Source organism: Mucilaginibacter sp. P25, from assembly GCF_050859465.1.
GTDB lineage: Bacteria > Bacteroidota > Bacteroidia > Sphingobacteriales > Sphingobacteriaceae > Mucilaginibacter > Mucilaginibacter gossypii.
This window is the reverse complement of record NZ_CP193937.1, coordinates 5,887,209-5,905,426: the sequence shown is the minus strand read 5'-3', so window position 1 is coordinate 5,905,426 and position 18,218 is coordinate 5,887,209. Positions and strand designations below refer to the sequence as shown.

Genomic DNA, 18,218 nt, shown 5'->3' with positions numbered 1-18,218 from the left:
TTCATGGTTCATAGACCGTAGTTCATAGCCAATATTTGTTTAATAACAGGCTATGAACCATGAACTATCAACTATGAACCAAATGCAAAAATACAAAAAAGCGGTTAGTTAGCTACTGAAGCCAGTTCGCCTACACCATCGCCAATAAGCGAGCTATAAACTGAAGGTGCATAGCCAATTTTTTGCGTGTAATATTCGGTTACTTCCTTGCTGAATTTGTCGAAAGCATCACCTTTTACCAATGCTATAGCACAACCGCCAAAACCTGCTCCCGTCATACGGGCGCCCGCAACATCAGGGTTGGTTTTGCTGTATTCGGCAACCGCGTCCAGTTCAACACCGCTTACTTCATATAAATCGCGCAGGGAATCATGTGAGGCGTACATCAGCCTGCCAAATTCGGTCAGGTTGTTATCTGCAAGGGCTGTTGCGGCCAGTTTTACACGGTCGTTCTCTTCAATTACGTGTTTTGCGCGTTTCAGCACAACCGGATCGGTTATCAGGTGTTTGTATTGTTCAAAAGTAGCGCTATTGATCTCGCAAAGATATTTAATGTCCAGTTGCTGTTGCAAGGCCATTAGGGCTGCCTGGCATTCTTCTACGCGTTCGTTGTATTTTGATTCGGCCAGTTTGCGGGGTTTATTAGTGTTGATAATGGCAAGTACATAATCGCCAAGATTGCTGTCAACCGCCTGGTAATCCAGGGTATCGCAGTTAAGCATCAGGGCTTTGTTCTTTTCGCCAAAGGCAACTGCAAACTGGTCCATGATACCGCAGTTAACACCTATAAAGTTGTTTTCTACATCTTTTGACAGTTTAACCAGGTCGAGCTTGCTGTAGCCGCTGTTAAACAGGTCGTTAAGTGCATAGGAGGTAACCACCTCGATTGAAGCTGATGATGACAAACCTGAGCCAATTGGGATATCGCCATAAAATAGCATATCCAGGCCTTTTAACGGATGACCATCCTTTATAAAGCGGTCAATAACACCGATAGGAAAGTTAAACCAGTTTTCACCGGTTTTTTCATAACTGATTTGCAGCGGAATATCTTTTTGCTCACTAAAATTTAAACTCCTGAACCGGAAGATGCCATCCTCATTAGGGGAGGTTAGTAAATAAGTACCAAAAGTAATAGCACATGGCATAACCAAACCACCGTTATAATCAATATGTTCGCCAATAAGGTTTACACGACCGGGCGAAAAGTACGCGTTGTCTGCTTCTTTGTTAAAGATCTTAATAAATTCCTGGTGCAAATTATTCTTCATTATTCAGGTTGGTTTTTCGGAAAACAAATATTGTAAAAATTGTCAACTTTACAGTTATAAATTTAATTTAATTTTTAATTCATTTTAATGGGATAGTTTTGCAGATATTCGGATCTGATAAAACATGCAGGCGCCAAAGCTGCAGGCATGTATTTAAGTACCAATTAAAATAGATATCCATGAAACAATACCTCGTTACCGCCTATGATTATACCGATGCCGAAGCATTTGAACGTCGGTTAGGTGCCCGCCCTCATCATCTTGATGGTGCCAGGGCTTTAAAAGCCAATGGTAATTTTGTGTTAGGAGGAGCTATGCTGAACGAAGAAGGCAAGATGATAGGCTCAACCATGATAGTACAGTTTGAAACCGATGAAGAGATGGAAGCCTGGAAACAAAATGATCCGTATGTTACTCAAAAAGTATGGGAAAGCGTTGATGTAAAGCCCTTTAAAGTGGCAGACGTTTAAGCCGGTTTGCAGTTATTAGTGTACAGTTTGCAATGACAGAAAGAAGCTCCGCTGTTCGAAGTCAGAGACTTCGGACAGCGAATATCACAGAATGTCAAACAGATTTTCACTGCAAATTCAAAACTGCCCACTGCCTACTGTTCCGACCATCTGCTCATTTGCCAGTATCCCTGAGCATCTTTGGCATAAAAAGCAGTATAACCCTTGCCCTGCATCGTAAAATTAAAATCAAACTGGTTTACCGAACTGTCTTCCGGCAAAAAATTGGCGACTACATTATCAGCTACCGCGGCTATCATAGCACCGAAGTCATCCTGTGCCTGTTCCTTAGCCTGGGTGCTCGCCATAAAATCATTAAAAGTTTCAAACTCGTAAGCTTCGTTGCGGTGTTTCCTTGCTGCATTAAAAGCCGCTTCGGCCCATTGTTGTTTGTAGGCTTCCATGGCGTTGAGCAGGTCTTCGGCTGATATTTCAGGCAGGCCATCCTTGCCTGTAGTGTTATAGTTGTTTAGTATTTCTTCTTTACTTTTCATTCAGGACTAATGTTTCATAATAGCTGCCGGTGTTCATCCTTTTCAATTTGATTCAAAATTAAAAGGATGCCAAATTAATGACATCCTTTTAATTTTAGCTCTTCAAATGTTTTATTTATACTTCAGACAGGCTGTTCAATACATCTATATCATCATCTGACAGCTGAATATCGGCGGTTCTCATATTCTCCTCCAAATGTTTAACACTTGATGTGCCGGGGATAAGCAGGATGTTTGGCGAATGATGCAATAACCAGCTTAATGCCACCTGGTGAATGGTAGCATCATGTTTGGCCGCAATACGGCTTAATATGTCTTCGCCCTGTACGTTGCCGCCGCCAAGCGGGAACCATGGAATGAAGGCGATGTTATGATCGCGGGTGTATTCCAGTTCGGCCTCCCATTTGCGGTTATCAACGCTGTACATGTTTTGTACTGATACTACTTCAAAGTATTGCTGGGCCAGCTTGATATCGTCGACGCTTACTTCAGATAAGCCTATATGCCTGATCTTACCTTCCTGCTGTGCTTTTTGCAAAAACTCAAATGATTTTTCGGCTGGAACTTTAGGGTCGATGCGGTGTAGCTGGTACAGATCTATACGATCAACCTGGAGGCGTTTCAGGCTGCCTTCAAGAGCTTCCTTCAAATGCTTTGGCGAAGCATCCACAGGCCATTCGTTGGGACCGGTACGTAATAAGCCGCCTTTGGTACCTATCAGGAGGTCGGTAGGGTACGGGTGCAGGGCTTTGGCAATTAATTCTTCCGATACATTTGGCCCATAACTATCGGCCGTATCAATGAAGTTTACGCCCAGCTCGACAGCGCGTTTTAATACACGGATGCTTTCGTCTTTATCTTTCGGCGGTCCCCAGATGCCAGGACCTGTAATACGCATTGCGCCGTAACCTAAACGATTAATGGTAATGTCGCCACCAATGGTGAATGTCTTTTCAAATGAACTTGTTGTGCTTGCCATGGTAATGTATTTTGGATTGACTACTGTAAAGTTCAACTAAAAATCACCAGTATTGTTCATAAAATGTATAACATCAATGTCATTTTGAATCTACACCAATTGCACTAATGGGTGTAAATAAATTACACGAATTAACGCTCGTTGACTATTTGTGTAATTCGCATAAAATCGTTTTCTATTAGTGAATAATCATCCTATCTCCAGGCACCTAATATCAACCCCATCAGGGTTAAAGACACTACGCTATAGCCGCCGTTTATGAATATCAGCCGCCAGCTTTTGAGCTCAAAAAGGCTGTGGATTGCAATAGCGCAGAATGTCCAGATACCGGCAAGGAAACCTGCTGTAGCTCCCCAGGCAAGATCGGTTTTTGCATCGGCTAAAAACATAGCAAGGTTAACAGCCATAATAATTGAAAAGAAAGCTGTGAAGCCAAAGGCCCTGCCTTTGTTGGAAGCCTGTAATTCGGCACTGGTTAGTTTATTATCTGCCATCCATGCATTGGCAAACAGGGCAGGAGAGTACCAGATACCGCCAACTAAAAACGCGGATAATGCTGCAACCATAACGGCCAGCCAGTTGATAAGTTGAAAATTCATGATGATAATGTTTAAATTAATTGGTTGTACTAATATAAACTATTAATAGGTAAAAGCTGAATGCACAAGGCTTAAAGCTTTTAAAAAAAACACTGAATAGGTATAAATGGAAAACCCTGATTGCTGCTTAAGCGATCAGGGTTTTCAAAATATAATAACCGGGGTTGTATCTTATTTTACGTTATAATGTATCACACTTCGGCCGATATTACCTTCGGCGTCAATCCCTTCAATTATAGCACGGTATGAGCCGCGCTGATCGCTGTTAAAGAAGCTGATGGTTGCAGTGCCGGTTGCTTTATCGGTAATTACGTTAGGTTTCCAATAAATAGTATTACGTAAGTCGCCGCCAAGTGTGCCTGCTTTGGTTACATCATATTTAGGCGAGTAAAACTCTTTGGCTTTAGTGTAACCCTGCACTGCAAAAGTGATCACATTTTGTTTGGGGATAAGTTCCTGTAATTGTGCGAGGGTTATCTTTTGTTTTTTAACAACCTTTTTGTTAATCACCAGTACGCCCTTGGTTTGGGTACTACGGTTAATGCCGCTTACCCCATCATTTAAAAAGATCTCCACAGATTCGACCTCGCTCGATGGGATGCTCGATAAAAAGTTGGCATCAACAGGCAGGCTGCCTACATATACCTGCACCGGGGTGCGGCCGCCGGCATTGTAATCGCGGGTAACGTAAAAATTGTTGTCGATATATGTAAGGCCCATTGCCATGGTTGATAAACAGTTTAACAACAAAGGGCAGCCCTGTAATTGCTGTGCAGATACTTCATGATCGGCCTGCATAGGTAAACCTGAGAACGTGCCATAATCAGCATGGCTGGCTTTTTTTACGATCTTGGTTGATTTTACAACAACTTCTTTTATGGTACGTGAGCTTTGATATTGCTTATAGCTGTTTTGTAAATAAGGGCGGAAAGTACTGTCAATGTTCAGGATCTCATCGGGAATGTTGTTGTTTTTGCTCAGTTTTTGATAAGCTTCGCCATTAACCGATATGACCATGTTGCGTCCGTTAGGATTGTTGCGGGCACTCAGTGTAATTTTTGATGTATCCGGCACATTCACGTTTGAGAATTTAAAATTGCCCGACATATCGGTAATTGTTTCTGCCGAAAAGTTTTTATCTGGAATCAGCAACCTTAAGCTGCCTTTGGCTACCGGGAGACCTGCATTGGTCCTCAATGTTCCTGTTATGTCAATGCCTTGCTCCGGCATAAGGTATATAGGCGGATTTTTGTCAGCCAGTATATCCTCATAATCAAAACGACGGTAACCCTGGGTAAGCATCAAAATATCCAGGTTGGCCAGTTTTTCATCATCGGTTTTATTGAAGTAATAGTTCGGTTTTTCGATGTATCCTTTCAGATCGGAGGTGAGCAGCATATTACTCAATATGGTTGATTCTGCATCTTCATTTGACGGTACTGTACCATCATCAACAACAGCTACCGAAAAGCTGCCTTCGGCCGGGGTTGTATTGTTTTTTGCCGATACAGTGATCTTAACGTTGCCCCTTGTAGTGTATGATGGTTTATCAGTTTTAAGGGCCAGGTTCATCTGGTCGTTATGCTGAATAAACACAATCCGTTCGCACAGAGCATATCCGCCCGATGAAAACAACGTTACCTGCACAATACCCGTAGGGAACTTACTTTTAGGGATATTGGCCGAATAAACCGTGCTTTGTAGTACAGTTTGCGCTGCATAGTAAATAACACCGCCGCTTTGCGCTACCAGGTAAAAACTTTTGTTTTGTTTGCGCTGAAAAAACAAATCGTTAGCCGATATTTTTACAGTGAGATTGGTTGGATCATTGTTGTAAACGGCAATATTTATTCCCATTGATTGTACGCGAGGCAAATTATAGGTAGCCTGTGATCCATCGGGGAAAGTAATGTTTGCTTTGTACGATCTTTCGATGTCAGGAGTGATAGCGAAGATGCCCATTCCTAAATGAGCACTGCTGATCTGGGCAACCTCAGCGCCTTTATCATCAACAATGGTTCCTTTGATATCTACGCCCAGTCCGCTTGAGGCTATAGCCTTAAAAGCAACTTTAGTGCGGATCCCGTTGGTTAGCTGCCCTCCTTCCGGAAAAAACTGCACATCATAGCCTTTAACGGCTGTACGCATAGAAAAGCTGCTGCTGATAGTTTTACGGTCGCCAACGTCAATGGATGTAACCAGGATACCGCCGGTAATTACATCGGCCTGGCTTTCGGGCAGGTCAACCTGCAATACGCCTTTATCGTCTGTAACGCCGTGGCCTTTGCTTACGGGGTCGCCGTTTTTCATCAGTTGCCAGTTTACTTTTTTGTTGGCATACGGACTGTTGTCCGGCCCTTTGTAAAGGATGGTGGCATCAACTTTAACGCCAGTTCTTTTGCTTGAACTTTTATAAGTGATGTTGGTGCGTACCTGGTTATCTATGGCATTGCCAACACTAAAAGTATGGTCATAAAAATAATCCGGGTCAAAATTACGCATCCAGTTGGTGTAGCTTCGCAGGCGGTAAGCTCCCTGTTTATAAGTATCGCCGTTAAGCACAATGTTACCACTTGCAAAACCGTTTGTAACTGCAATGCGCTGACTCTCAACTACGGAATCGCGGTTGTTAATCAGGTCGACGTAAACTATACGGCTTAGTGCTGATGGCTGGCGCTTTTCAATGGTTACATAGGCTTTAAACCAAATGGTATCACCAACAGCATAATAAGGTTTATCTGTATGCAGGTAAACTTTCTCGATAGGGTAGCTGCTGATAAACTTGCTTGTTTTTTCGATTATGGTTGTTAGGGGGATGCTATCCTGCTGGGCAAAAACAGATGCGCCAAATGCGGTTAACAGGCATAATAGGAGTAAAAATCGACGTATGATCATCAATATAAGTTAAAGAAGTAACAGGGGCTAATATAAACATTTAGCCGTATTGCATTTTTAGCGGCTGTTTATTTAACACTTTTTTACAAATGCTTTTTTTAGCCGCTTGCGAAAGTTAAACGCTAAAAGCTATACACTTGTAAAAAATAGCACAATTGTTACTTGGCTGCAGTTTTGGCCTTGCCCTCAACATGTACCGAGACGATGCTTGAGTGGATGATGCCCAGGGTAGTACCAGGCTTTACATTAAGGTAAAATTTAAAGTAGCTGTCCACAACCGCTTTTGAGGTATGGATATAATCAGCCTCTCTTTCCTGGTCGCCGTTAAATCCAACAAGCGGGGCGCCGTAGTACAACTTGCCCTTATCATCAACATACATGGTGAAGGAAAAATAGAAATCCTTATAGGCATTTTTGATCACAATGTCGTAAGTAGGGTCGAGGTAGTCATCAGAGTTGTCGAAATTATTAAGTATGTCCGGTTTGGTAGTGCGGCGGGACACTGTTACCAGCGGGCTTTTGCTGGTTATAATAGCCGGCTGTCTGGCTGCAAAAGCCTTGGTATAATCTGCGGTTGCTTTAGCGGCAAGCGAACGGATGAATACAGTATCGGCATGGCTTGGCCTTCTTAATGTAGTGGTATCGGTGTGCAAAACGTTTTTTACATAATTATCGGCAAAAAAGCGCATGAACACCTTGGTGCCTTTAACATCAAGTGAATCCCCTTTCTGGATCAGGATCTCCATGGTTATGCTGTCCTTATTGATCTGCCTTATCTTTAACCATGAACGCGCTGCGTTGAAGATTGAATCATAGCCACGTGTTAGCGGGAAATTAATAAAAGCATTTTTTGTTGGACTGAAAATGCTTATCGAATCTTCTGAAACAAATTTTAGCTTCCATTGTGGCTCCAATTGATAACCGTATTCGTTAAACGAAAGACCGTTTTTTTGACGCCTGGATACTTCGGAATAATTGATGCCATTGTAAGGTTTAAAGGAGATCAGCTCTCTTTTCTTTTACCTGAAGGACCGCTGCCGCAACCTGAAATAAAGGCAGATATGATGAAGAGCAGCCCAAATGCTGCCGTTTTTAACATTTTGAAATTGATAAGTAGCATTGCTGCTAAAGATATAGATAATTTGATAAATGGTTAAAAAATGGACCGATATCATTACAAGCTACTTTTGCCGGTAACGTTTACTGCAATCTCGCTGGTATGCACAATGCCAAGCGTACTGCCCGGCTTTACATCAAGATAAAACTTGAGGTAAGTCTCCATTACGGCTTTTGAAAGATGGGTATTGCTTACCCTTTGAGTTTCTTCGAAAAATACCCGTAGGGGTTTACCATAATGCATCCGCCCCACGGGGTCAACAAAAATTGAGAACGAATAGTAAAAGTTTGCATAGGCTTTATCAATGGTAATGTCAAACTCGGGTCGCATATAGTCGGATGGATTAAAATTGTTGAGCATGGTTGGCTCGGTATGGAGTTTTTTTATTTTTATCCGGTTGCTGCTGCTGCTAAGCTCGACCGGTTGCCGCGCTGCAAAGGCTTTTTCAATGTTTTTGTTGGCAACGTCGGCTAATCGCTTTATATATATCGAGTCTTTGCGGTTTGGGCTTTTACATTTACTCAAATCACCGTGAAGTGTGTTTTTAATATAATTATCGGCATAAAAAACCATATAAACCTTTGCGCCACGGGTATCAACCGAATCGCCGCGGGCTTTAAGCATTTCGATGATCATGCTATCCTTAGTCATGGTTTTAACTTTTAACCAGGTGCGGGCGGTATTAAAAACAGAATCATATCCGCGGGTAAGCGGAAAATTGATGAATTGTTTTTTAGCCGGGCTATAAATCTTTGTTGAGTCATCGGAAACGAATTGCATTTTCCATTGCGGCTCTAATTGATAACCGGAGTTATTAAATGACAGCCCATTATCTGATCTGCGCGCTATCTCTGTATAGCTGATACCCAATACAGGTTTAAAGGAAATCAGGTCTTTTTCGCCATTGTGTTTAACAATGTTACGTTGTTTGCAGCCCATGCAAAGCAAAGCCAAAACGATGCAGGTTAATTTTGCTATAGGTTTGTTAGTTATCATATAGGTATTTGTTAAATATATGACGTATTATGAACGCTAAAATGAGGAGGTTACATAACCCCGTGACTTAAATCTACACGCCCCGGTTTCCTGTAACATGAACGGCTATCTCGCTGGTATGCACTATACCAAGTGTTTTACCGGGAATAAAGTTCAGGTAGTATTTAAGGTAACTGTTCATTACCGCTGTAGAGAGGTGAATATAATTTTCCTCGTAGCTTTTTTCTGTAAATACCGTAAGGGGTTTTCCATAATGTATTTGCCCTGCCGGATCAATAAACATGGAGAATGAATAGTAAAAATTGCTGTAGGCTTTATCGATGGTAATATCAAACTCGGGGTTCATATAATCATAAGAAGTATCGAAGTTGTTAAGCATGGTTGGCTCTGTATGGCGTTTACTAAAAGTAACATGCGGGCTTTTGCTTTCGAGTTCAACAGGTTGTCTTGCGGCAAATGCTTTGGTAAAATCTTTATTGGCTGCATTGGTTAATGATTGTATGTAAACAGAGTCTTTTTTACTCGGGCTTTTGCATTTGCTTAAATCGCCATGAAGTACATTGTTTATATACTTATCCGCATAAAAAACCATGTAAACTTTAGCGCCGCGAGTGTCAACCGAATCTGCATAGGCCTTTAGCAATTCAATGATCATGCTGTCTTTTGTCATGGTTTTAACTTTGAGCCAGGTGCGGGCCGTATTAAAAATAGAGTCATAACCACGGGTAAGGGGAAAATTGATGAACTGTTTTTTTGTTGGGCTATAGATGCTGGTCGAATCATTTGAAACAAATCGCATTTTCCATTCCGGTTCTAACTGGTAACCAAAATGGTTAAATGATAGCCCGTTTTGTGAACGCCGCGCAATTTCGGTATAGCTGATGCCAAAGACAGGTTTAAATGAGATCAGATCTTTTTCGCCGTCATGTTTAACAATGTTGCGGTGTTTACAGCCAAGGCAAAACAAAGTCAATACAATGCAGGTTAAATTTGTAAAAGGTTTAGCAATTAGCATATAGGTTCGATATATTATAAATATATGATATTTACCAACTCCCAAATGTTAAATAATGCTAAAATTGCAGATTGTAAGTAAATCTGATATAAGCTGATGGCAATTGAAATAGAACGTAAATTTTTGGTAGATCAGGAGAAATGGCAGCTGGTAACAAAGCCTGAGGCAATGCATTTCAGGCAGGGGTACATTTTTAGTGATGAAAAGAAAACAATTAGGGTGCGGGTTACTGATACAGAAGCATATATCACTATAAAAGGGAGTACAGCAGGTTTTAGCCGGAGCGAGTTTGAATACACTATTCCCGCAACCGATGGCGTTCAGTTGCTTGATAATTTTGCCACTTCCGAGTTGGAAAAATACCGCTACCGCATTACTTATGCCGGTAAACTTTGGGAAGTTGACGAATTTTTAGGCGATAACCAGGGCTTACTGATGGCCGAAATTGAACTTGGCAGCGAGGATGAAGAGTTTGAACTGCCGCCATGGGTAACAACTGAGGTAACCGGCGATGATCGGTATTATAATGCCAGGTTGAGCATTTATCCTTTTAAAAACTGGTAGCAACTTTTCAGGCGCATTCCGGTAAGCCGAGCAGATAGTCGGGTTTCGATCTCGTCGTAAACGGTCTTAACATACTTGTTGCCCTTGGGACAAAGAGCAGGGATCAAGCTGGTTTTATTGCCTTTGTCATCAATAATGTAAGCCTCACCATCCTCATGTTTTATCCAGTCATAAAGTTTCGACCTTTCGGTGAGGCCTTTTACATTGATCCGCTCGTTGATCCATTCAAGTGAGTCGATGGCCACATACGGGTTATCGTGCGGTGCGCTGTCGGTTTTTATAGATACTATACGTACTGCCATTGTATTAAATTGCATTAAACATTCAGGTGGATAAAAATATGGTAAAAAGCAATACCCCGAAATAGGTATAATCACCCAATTTTCACTACGTAAAATTACCTATGGTATAGGCGCTGCCGCTTGCTAACCATATCGCTTATTTGGCGAATAATGAAATGATTTGAGGATAGGGTGTATTGCATATGCTTGTAAATAAGTATGTTGTAAGTAAAGTAGCACCCTGTAGGTGCGTGTTGCGTCTTTTTAAGAAAATTAAAATAAATATTGCGTAACCAAATGGTTTCATTTATATTTGTAACCGAACGGTTTCATGTTTCCGTTCTGTTACTATGCGAAGAGATGTTTTCCAGGCCATCGCCGACCCAACCCGTCGTGAGATCATTAACCTGCTGGCCAACCGGCAAATGAACCTTAATGCCGTGGCCGATAATTTTGATATCAGCAGGCCGGCCGTATCCAAACACATAAAAATATTAACCGAATGCGGTTTGCTCATTATTAAGCAACAGGGGAGGGAACGCTATTGCCATGCCGATTTGAAACAGTTAAAGCAAGTTACAGACTGGGCAGAGCAATACCGCCGGTTTTGGACGCAGAAACTGGATGCCCTCGACGCTTTTTTAACCAACGAACAAAATACAGATAACCATAAAAACAGCAAACTATGAGCACACAACCATTTGTAATTGAACGTGTATATTCGGCGCCCATTCAAAAGGTATGGGAAGCCATTACCGTTAAAGAAAAAATGAAAGAATGGTATTTTGACCTTGCCGAATTTAAACCCGAGGTAGGATTTGAATTTGAATTTACGGCGGGAGATAAGGATAATTTTCAATATCGTCACCTGTGCCGGGTAACTAAAGTTGTTGAGGGTAAAACCATTGCTTATACCTGGCGATATGATGGCTACGAAGGCGACTCGGAAGTTACGTGGGAACTTTTTCCTGAAGGGAATGGCACCAAATTAATCCTCACCCATAGCGGTCTGGAAACTTTCCCGCCATTGGATTCCTTCAAAAAAGAAAATTTTGTTGCCGGTTGGACACATATTACGGGTATTTCGCTTAAAGAATACCTTGAAAAGTAAACAAATAACGTAAAAACAACAAAGCCTGGCAAACGCCCGGCTTTGTTGTTTTTATGAAAAAGGAGAAAAGAAACTAACCTCTAATCTCCAACCTCTAATCACTAACTTAAAACACCTGGTCAAACTGGTTAACAGCGTCTTTACTTTCCAGCAGAGAGTGGCCCATTAAAAACTCGTCAACCTTGCGGGCAGCTTCGCGGCCTTCAGATATAGCCCAAACCACCAGTGATTGTCCGCGGCGCATATCGCCTGCTGTAAACACTTTGCTTACGTTGGTACGGTAAACACCTTCTTTGGCTTTAACGTTTTTACGGTCGTCAATTTCAACGCCAAGCTGGCTGATGAAAGTATCATGCTGTGGATGTAAGAAACCCATAGCCAGGAATACACGCTGACAAGGGATTTCACGCTCCGAACCTTCAACCACATGGAATTTTACAGGGCGACCCATAAAATCCTGTTCCCATTCAACATCAACTACTCTCAGGGCACGCAGGTTACCTTCTTCATCGCCTAAAAACTCTAAAGTATTAACACCCCAGAAACGGTCGGCACCTTCTTCGTGTGAGCTTGTTGTTTTCAGTACCATTGGGTAAGTAGGCCATGGCATATGTTGTGTACGCTGAGCAGGCGGCTGGAACATCACCTCAAATTGTTTGATAGATGCTGCACCCTGGCGGTTTGAAGTACCCACACAGTCAGATCCGGTGTCACCACCGCCAATTACTACTACGTCTTTACCGGTAGCTATGATATCTTCGGCAGTAACTTCAATATTGCTAACACGTTTGTTTTGCTGTTTCAGGAAGTCCATTGCAAAATGGATGCCTTTTAATTCGCGGCCCGGAATGTTCAGGTTACGCGGGATGGTTGAACCACCTGCTAAAATCACGGCATCGTTGTTACGTACCAGTTCATCAGCAGCTACATTTACGCCAACCTCGCTGTTGTATTTAAATACAACACCATCTTTTTCCATCACCTCAACACGGCGCTCAACAACCCATTTCTCCAGTTTAAAATCGGGGATGCCATAGCGAAGCAAGCCGCCTGCACGGTCATCACGTTCGTAAACGGTAACGGTGTGGCCAACTTTTACCAGTTGGGCTGCAGCGGCAAGACCCGCAGGGCCCGAACCTACAACGGCTACCTTTTTGCCCGTTTTAACAAGCGGTGCAGTTGGTTTTACAAGGTTTTTCTCATAAGCGATCTCGATGATGTGGCGCTCAATTTCCTCAATAGCAACAGGCGGCTTGTTGATGCCTAACACACATGCTGATTCGCATGGGGCAGGGCAGATGCGGCCCGTAAACTCGGGGAAGTTATTAGTTGATGATAATATATGGTAAGCTTCTTCCCAGTTTTTACGATACACGGCGTCGTTAAACTCAGGAATGATATTACCAAGGGGGCATCCCGAATGGCAGAAAGGGATCCCGCAATTCATACACCTGGCCGATTGCTGGTTAAGCTTCTCTTCAGTATATAAATTCACAAATTCGTTATAGTTCTTAACGCGTTCAGCAGCCGGAACTTTTGATGGAAGTTCGCGATTAAACTCCTGAAATCCTGTAGGTTTTCCCATTTCTTAGCCTATGGTTTGATATTGTAATTTCTCTAATACTTTTTTATACTCTCTCGGGAATACTTTCACAAACTGGGTTGATGCTTCATTCCAGTTGTTTAGTATCTTTTGCGCCAGCTTGCTGCCGGTTAAGGTGATGTGTTTACGCAGCAGGGTGAGGATCTGCTCTTCGTCTTGTACGCTTAGCGGGTCAAGGTCAACCATTTCGGTATTGCAATTTTCTGCAAAAGTACCTTCAGGGTTATAAACCCAGGCTATACCGCCGCTCATACCGGCTGCAAAGTTCCGGCCTGTTTTACCAAGAATCAATGCACGGCCACCGGTCATGTACTCGCAACCGTGGTCGCCAATACCTTCAACAACCGTGGTGGCACCTGAGTTACGTACCGCGAAACGTTCACCGGCCATACCGCCTACAAACAACTCGCCAGATGTAGCGCCGTAAAGGGCCACGTTACCGATGATGATGTTATCTTCAGGTACAAATGTTGCATTAGCTGCCGGATAAACGGCTATCTGAGCGCCCGAAAGACCTTTACCTACATAGTCGTTAGCTTCGCCTTCCAGCTCGAAAGAAACACCTTTAGTGGTGAAGGCAGCAAAGCTTTGACCAGCCGAACCTTTAAATTTGAAGTTAACGGTATTATCTGGCAGACCAGCCGAACCATAAACTTTAGAGATCTCGTTAGATAACAAGGTACCGATGGTACGGTCAACGTTGATCACATCAAATGAGGCAAATACCGGGGTTTTATCTTCAATAGCAGGCTTCGCAGCTTCCCATAGTTTCCAGTCGAGGATATTGGCCATGCCATGATCCTGTGATTCGCTGTTGTAAAGCGTCATGCCTTTAGTATTGGTAACCGGGTGCAGGATGCCGCTCAAGTCGATCTTTTTGGCTTTCCAGCTTTGCAGGTTATCTTTCACTTTCAGGAACTGTACGCGGCCAACCATTTCATGAATAGTACGGAAACCAAGCTCAGCCATGATCTCGCGCAACTCTTCGGCCATAAAGCGGAACAGGTTAACGATATGCTCAGGTTTGCCTGAAAATAATTTACGTAATTCAGGATCTTGGGTAGCCACACCTACAGGGCAGGTGTTCAGATGGCATTTACGCATCATGATGCAGCCGCCTGCAACAAGCGCAGCGGTAGCCACGCCCCATTCTTCGGCACCCATCAGGGCTGCGATTGCCAAATCGCGACCAGTTTTCAATTGGCCGTCTGTTTGTAGTACCACACGGCTGCGCAGTTTATTACGTACCAGTGTTTGGTGAGCTTCGGTTAAACCAAGCTCCCATGGTAAACCAGCATGTTTGATAGAGCTTATAGGCGATGCACCAGTACCACCGTCATAACCGGCAATAAGGATCACATCGGCGTGGGCTTTAGCTACACCGGCTGCGATTGTACCTACACCTGCTTTTGATACCAATTTAACGTTGATACGGGCAGCGCGGTTGGCATTTTTAAGATCGAAGATAAGCTGCGCCAAATCTTCGATAGAGTAAATATCGTGGTGCGGTGGGGGGAGATCAAACCTACACCCGGAGTAGAGTGACGGGTTTTAGCGATCCAGTCGTCAACCTTGTGGCCCGGCAGCTGACCCCCTTCACCTGGTTTTGCGCCTTGTGCCATTTTTATCTGTAACTCATCGGCGTTGGTAAGGTAGTTTGAAGTTACCCCAAAACGGCCTGATGCTACCTGTTTAATAGCCGAACGTAATGAATCGCCATTTGGCAATTTTTCGTAACGCATTTCATCCTCACCACCTTCGCCGGTGTTGCTTTTACCGCCAATGCGGTTCATAGCAATAGCCATGGTGCTGTGTGCCTCGTGCGAGATAGAGCCGAATGACATGGCACCTGTAGCAAAACGCTTCATGATGCTTTCTGCTGGTTCAACCTCGTCAATACTGATTGATTCGCGGTGGTGTGCAAAGTCAAGCAGGCCACGGATGGTGAAGTGTTTTTCAGTTTGCTCGTTTACTGCCTTAGCATAGTTTTTATATACCTCGTAGCTGTTGCTGCGTGTAGCATGTTGCAACAGGTGAACAGTAGTAGGATTAAACAAGTGGGCTTCACCTCGGCGTTTCCACTGGTAAATACCGCCTTCAGGTAACAGGTTGTCTGCCCCTTTGGCTTCAAAACCCATTTTGTGTTTACAAAGCGCTTCGCGGGCAATTTCGTCGAGGCCTAAACCGCCTATACGGGTAACTGCGCCGTGGAAGTACTTGTCGACAACGGTTTTGTTCAAACCAAGGATCTCGAATACCTGTGCACCATGGTATGACTGCAATGTGGAGATCCCCATTTTTGAGAAGATCTTCAACAAGCCATCGTTAATAGATTTAACGTAGTTATTGCGCAGCTTTTTGATATCGTAGCTGGTTTCAAGGCTGCCATTATCTTTAAGGGTTTCAATAGTTGAAAGCGCCAGGTACGGGTTGATAGCTGTAGCACCAAAGGCCAGCAAGCAAGCAAAGTGGTGTACTTCCCAGGCATCGCCGGTTTCAACAACCAGGCCAACAGCGCCACGGCGACCTTTGCGGATCAAATGGTGGTGTACTGCTGATACAGCCAGCAGGGTAGGGATAGGGGCATGCTCAGAATCAACCGCACGATCCGAAAGGATCAATACCTCAAAGCCGTCATCAACAGCATCCTCGGCGTAGCGGCAAAGGCGTGCAATGCCTTTTTCCAGTGAACCCGGCAGGCCGTCAGCCTTAAAGTATGTTTGCAGTGTTTTAGCGTGGAACAGGCCGGTATCGATACTGCGCAGTTTTTCTAACTGATGGTTTTTCAATATCGGGTGTTTCAATACCACGCAATGACAATGCATTTTATCCTCATCAAGCAGGTTGCCATTGTTGCCGATAAAGGTAGCAAGGCTCATCACCAAACGCTCACGGATCGGGTCGATTGGCGGGTTGGTTACCTGTGCGAAGAACTGTTTGAAATAGCTTGACAGGTGCTGAGGTTTGTCCGAAAGGATAGCCAAAGGCACATCGGTTCCCATTGAGCCTACAGGCTCTTTGCCATCAAGGGCCATCGGTTTAATGATGGTGTCGATATCCTCGCGGCTGTAGCCGAATACCTGCTGGTAACGATATACAGAGGCTTCAGACAGGTTGGCGAAAGCCAGGCGCGGTTCTGAAAGCTCGCTCAGGTTAATTTTATAATTCTCTAACCAACGGCCATATGGCTGTTGTGATGCAATTTGTTGCTTGATCTCTTCATCAGTGATGATGCGGCCTTTTTCAGTATCGATCAATAACATTTTACCAGGCTGTAAGCGGCCTTTGCGTAAAACAGTGCTTTCGTCGATAGTTAAAGTACCTGCTTCAGAAGCAGCTATTACACGACCATCATTGGTGATCACGAAACGCAGTGGGCGCAAGCCGTTACGGTCAAGCAAAGCTCCTACCAGTTTACCATCGGTAAAGGTAATTGCGGCAGGTCCATCCCATGGCTCCATCAAAGTAGCGTGAAATTCGTAAAACGCTTTTTTAAGCGGATCCATAGCTTCGTTGCCGTCCCATGCTTCAGGTACCAGCATCATCATTACATGTGGCAATGAACGGCCGGAGTGTAACAATATTTCAATGATATTATCCAGACAGGCAGAATCCGACTGGTTGTTATCAATCACCGGCAACAACATATCCATTTCTTCGGCAGTAAAGTACGACGAAGCGTATGATTTCAGGCCGGCATAAAACCAGTTTAAGTTACCTGTAAGGGTATTGATCTCGCCGTTATGCGCAATTAAGCGGAATGGTTGGGCCAATTTCCATGAAGGGAAAGTATTGGTAGAGAAACGCGAGTGGATCATGGCAAAGCCCGATGCAATACGCGGATCAGAAAGATCAGTATAGTATTTACGCAGTTGGTAGGTAGTAAGCTGCCCTTTGTAAATAATTGTTTTACAGCTTAACGATGTAAAATAAAAATTATCAGAAGCGCCGGCTACCGTTTCAGTAATGGTTTTGTTGATATACCTTCTGAGCACGAATAATTTGCGTTCAAAATCATCGGCGTTGGTAATATGATGTGGCCTTGCGATATAAATTTGCTCAATATCAGGCTCGGCCTGGCGGGCTGTTTCACCAATAACTGATGAATCAACGGTAAGCTTACGCTCGCCCAGCTTATGTAAACCTAATTTTTCAATAGCATTGTTAATAATGGTACGGCAGGCCTTTTTCTGGGCCGAATCTTTAGGTAAAAATATCATACCTACACCATACTCGCCGGGTTCCGGCAGGCTGATCTCGAGGTTTGAGCATTCTTCCATTAAAAACTCATGGGGCAATTGTATTAAAATTCCCGCACCGTCCCCGCTCTCGGGGTCGCATCCGCACGCACCGCGGTGTTCCATGTTTTCGAGCATGGTTAACGCGTTATCAATAATTTGGTTGGTTTTATGACCGTTGATATTGGTTATAAATCCCGTTCCGCACGAATCGTGTTCAAATTCCGGTCTGTAAAGACCCTGGTGGCTATCAGTTTGATCCATTGTTTAAATTAAACCGTTTACAATTTTATAAGGGGTGTAACCACGAAGTTACCAAAACTCAAATAAATTATAAAATTTACGGTAATTTTTAAAGATTTCTAAAAAATCAATTATTTAAATCATAATTATTTAACATTATCTCAACAAAAAGAGATAAATATTATGATGTACAAAATGAAAGTACGAAAAAAATTATTTAGAATCAATATAAAGTTATACCAAACTTGTGCAATACATTTATTAAAGCTGACTTTTTAGCTATAACCAAATTAAATTTTGTGG

General features: G+C 43.2%; 14 protein-coding genes and 1 pseudogene. 4 read left to right on the top strand and 11 right to left on the bottom strand.

Annotated elements, in window-relative coordinates; translation table 11 throughout:
* Positions 1 to 104: 104 nt before the first annotated feature.
* A complete protein-coding gene (locus tag ACRQ5D_RS29725) occupies positions 105 to 1,271 on the bottom strand; it encodes a galactokinase (RefSeq protein WP_091162349.1) in 1,167 nt (388 codons plus the stop codon).
* A gap of 179 nt (positions 1,272 to 1,450) precedes the next feature.
* Here ACRQ5D_RS29725 and ACRQ5D_RS29720 point away from each other — a divergent pair, with 179 nt between their 5' ends.
* The gene (locus tag ACRQ5D_RS29720) at positions 1,451 to 1,741 is read left to right on the top strand and encodes a YciI family protein (protein ID WP_091162351.1); all 291 of its coding nucleotides are present in this window, start codon (positions 1,451 to 1,453) and stop codon (positions 1,739 to 1,741) included.
* A gap of 134 nt (positions 1,742 to 1,875) precedes the next feature.
* Here ACRQ5D_RS29720 and ACRQ5D_RS29715 read toward each other — a convergent pair whose 3' ends face one another.
* The 7 genes from ACRQ5D_RS29715 to ACRQ5D_RS29685 form a co-directional block, all read right to left on the bottom strand.
* Positions 1,876 to 2,274 (bottom strand): hypothetical protein, encoded by a 399-nt coding sequence (locus ACRQ5D_RS29715; RefSeq protein ID WP_091162353.1) that lies wholly within the window; start codon positions 2,272 to 2,274, stop codon positions 1,876 to 1,878.
* Positions 2,275 to 2,389: 115 nt separating this feature from the next.
* Complete coding sequence (locus ACRQ5D_RS29710; RefSeq protein WP_091162355.1) at positions 2,390 to 3,253, bottom strand: aldo/keto reductase; 864 nt, start codon at positions 3,251 to 3,253, stop codon at positions 2,390 to 2,392.
* Between the two features lie 194 nt (positions 3,254 to 3,447).
* Complete coding sequence (locus ACRQ5D_RS29705) at positions 3,448 to 3,852, bottom strand: DUF1761 domain-containing protein (RefSeq protein WP_091162357.1); 405 nt, start codon at positions 3,850 to 3,852, stop codon at positions 3,448 to 3,450.
* 171 nt (positions 3,853 to 4,023) lie between these two features.
* Positions 4,024 to 6,747 carry a hypothetical protein gene (locus tag ACRQ5D_RS29700; RefSeq protein WP_091162358.1) on the bottom strand — a complete coding sequence of 908 codons (2,724 nt, stop codon included), beginning with the start codon at positions 6,745 to 6,747 and terminating at the stop codon, positions 4,024 to 4,026.
* A gap of 158 nt (positions 6,748 to 6,905) precedes the next feature.
* Entirely contained in the window at positions 6,906 to 7,661 is a 756-nt protein-coding gene (locus tag ACRQ5D_RS29695; RefSeq protein ID WP_432327530.1) for a hypothetical protein, read from the bottom strand.
* Between the two features lie 260 nt (positions 7,662 to 7,921).
* Positions 7,922 to 8,860, bottom strand: coding sequence for a hypothetical protein (locus ACRQ5D_RS29690; RefSeq protein ID WP_091162362.1), 939 nt, complete (start codon positions 8,858 to 8,860; stop codon positions 7,922 to 7,924).
* Positions 8,861 to 8,933: 73 nt separating this feature from the next.
* Positions 8,934 to 9,875: a hypothetical protein gene (locus ACRQ5D_RS29685; RefSeq protein WP_091162364.1), complete on the bottom strand. Its 942-nt coding sequence runs from the start codon at positions 9,873 to 9,875 to the stop codon at positions 8,934 to 8,936.
* 96 nt (positions 9,876 to 9,971) lie between these two features.
* On the opposite strand from ACRQ5D_RS29685, the gene ACRQ5D_RS29680 reads away from it, so the two are divergent.
* The gene (locus tag ACRQ5D_RS29680) at positions 9,972 to 10,439 is read left to right on the top strand and encodes a CYTH domain-containing protein (RefSeq protein ID WP_091162366.1); all 468 of its coding nucleotides are present in this window, start codon (positions 9,972 to 9,974) and stop codon (positions 10,437 to 10,439) included.
* On the opposite strand, the gene ACRQ5D_RS29675 is transcribed toward ACRQ5D_RS29680, so the two are convergent.
* Positions 10,418 to 10,741 (bottom strand): hypothetical protein, encoded by a 324-nt coding sequence (locus ACRQ5D_RS29675; RefSeq protein ID WP_432327528.1) that lies wholly within the window; start codon positions 10,739 to 10,741, stop codon positions 10,418 to 10,420. The genes ACRQ5D_RS29680 and ACRQ5D_RS29675 overlap by 22 nt on opposite strands.
* 329 nt (positions 10,742 to 11,070) lie before the next feature.
* Here ACRQ5D_RS29675 and ACRQ5D_RS29670 point away from each other — a divergent pair, with 329 nt between their 5' ends.
* On the top strand, positions 11,071 to 11,409 hold the full coding sequence (locus ACRQ5D_RS29670; protein WP_432327526.1) for an ArsR/SmtB family transcription factor: 339 nt from the start codon (positions 11,071 to 11,073) through the stop codon (positions 11,407 to 11,409).
* The gene (locus tag ACRQ5D_RS29665) at positions 11,406 to 11,831 is read left to right on the top strand and encodes an SRPBCC family protein (RefSeq protein WP_091162372.1); all 426 of its coding nucleotides are present in this window, start codon (positions 11,406 to 11,408) and stop codon (positions 11,829 to 11,831) included. Before ACRQ5D_RS29670 ends, ACRQ5D_RS29665 begins: the two co-directional genes overlap by 4 nt.
* Before the next feature lie 106 nt (positions 11,832 to 11,937).
* Here the strand turns inward: ACRQ5D_RS29665 and ACRQ5D_RS29660 are convergent, their stop codons facing one another.
* Both ACRQ5D_RS29660 and gltB read right to left on the bottom strand, forming a co-directional pair.
* On the bottom strand, positions 11,938 to 13,416 hold the full coding sequence (locus ACRQ5D_RS29660; RefSeq protein WP_112655527.1) for a glutamate synthase subunit beta: 1,479 nt from the start codon (positions 13,414 to 13,416) through the stop codon (positions 11,938 to 11,940).
* Positions 13,417 to 13,419: 3 nt separating this feature from the next.
* Positions 13,420 to 17,936, bottom strand: a pseudogene (gene gltB, locus ACRQ5D_RS29655) (glutamate synthase large subunit).
* Positions 17,937 to 18,218 lie beyond the last annotated feature (282 nt).

What these genes read in the sequence shown, in the direction of transcription:
- ACRQ5D_RS29665 (WP_091162372.1), top strand. Translation starts at nt 11,406, where the DNA reads ATGAGCACACAACCATTTGTAATTGAACGTGTATATTCGGCGCCCATT.
- ACRQ5D_RS29725 (WP_091162349.1), bottom strand. Translation starts at nt 1,271, where the DNA reads ATGAAGAATAATTTGCACCAGGAATTTATTAAGATCTTTAACAAAGAA.
- ACRQ5D_RS29685 (WP_091162364.1), bottom strand. Translation starts at nt 9,875, where the DNA reads ATGCTAATTGCTAAACCTTTTACAAATTTAACCTGCATTGTATTGACT.
- ACRQ5D_RS29710 (WP_091162355.1), bottom strand. Translation starts at nt 3,253, where the DNA reads ATGGCAAGCACAACAAGTTCATTTGAAAAGACATTCACCATTGGTGGC.
- ACRQ5D_RS29660 (WP_112655527.1), bottom strand. Translation starts at nt 13,416, where the DNA reads ATGGGAAAACCTACAGGATTTCAGGAGTTTAATCGCGAACTTCCATCA.
- ACRQ5D_RS29670 (WP_432327526.1), top strand. Translation starts at nt 11,071, where the DNA reads ATGCGAAGAGATGTTTTCCAGGCCATCGCCGACCCAACCCGTCGTGAG.
- ACRQ5D_RS29690 (WP_091162362.1), bottom strand. Translation starts at nt 8,860, where the DNA reads ATGATAACTAACAAACCTATAGCAAAATTAACCTGCATCGTTTTGGCT.
- ACRQ5D_RS29715 (WP_091162353.1), bottom strand. Translation starts at nt 2,274, where the DNA reads ATGAAAAGTAAAGAAGAAATACTAAACAACTATAACACTACAGGCAAG.
- ACRQ5D_RS29680 (WP_091162366.1), top strand. Translation starts at nt 9,972, where the DNA reads ATGGCAATTGAAATAGAACGTAAATTTTTGGTAGATCAGGAGAAATGG.
- ACRQ5D_RS29705 (WP_091162357.1), bottom strand. Translation starts at nt 3,852, where the DNA reads ATGAATTTTCAACTTATCAACTGGCTGGCCGTTATGGTTGCAGCATTA.
- ACRQ5D_RS29700 (WP_091162358.1), bottom strand. Translation starts at nt 6,747, where the DNA reads ATGATCATACGTCGATTTTTACTCCTATTATGCCTGTTAACCGCATTT.
- ACRQ5D_RS29675 (WP_432327528.1), bottom strand. Translation starts at nt 10,741, where the DNA reads ATGGCAGTACGTATAGTATCTATAAAAACCGACAGCGCACCGCACGAT.
- ACRQ5D_RS29720 (WP_091162351.1), top strand. Translation starts at nt 1,451, where the DNA reads ATGAAACAATACCTCGTTACCGCCTATGATTATACCGATGCCGAAGCA.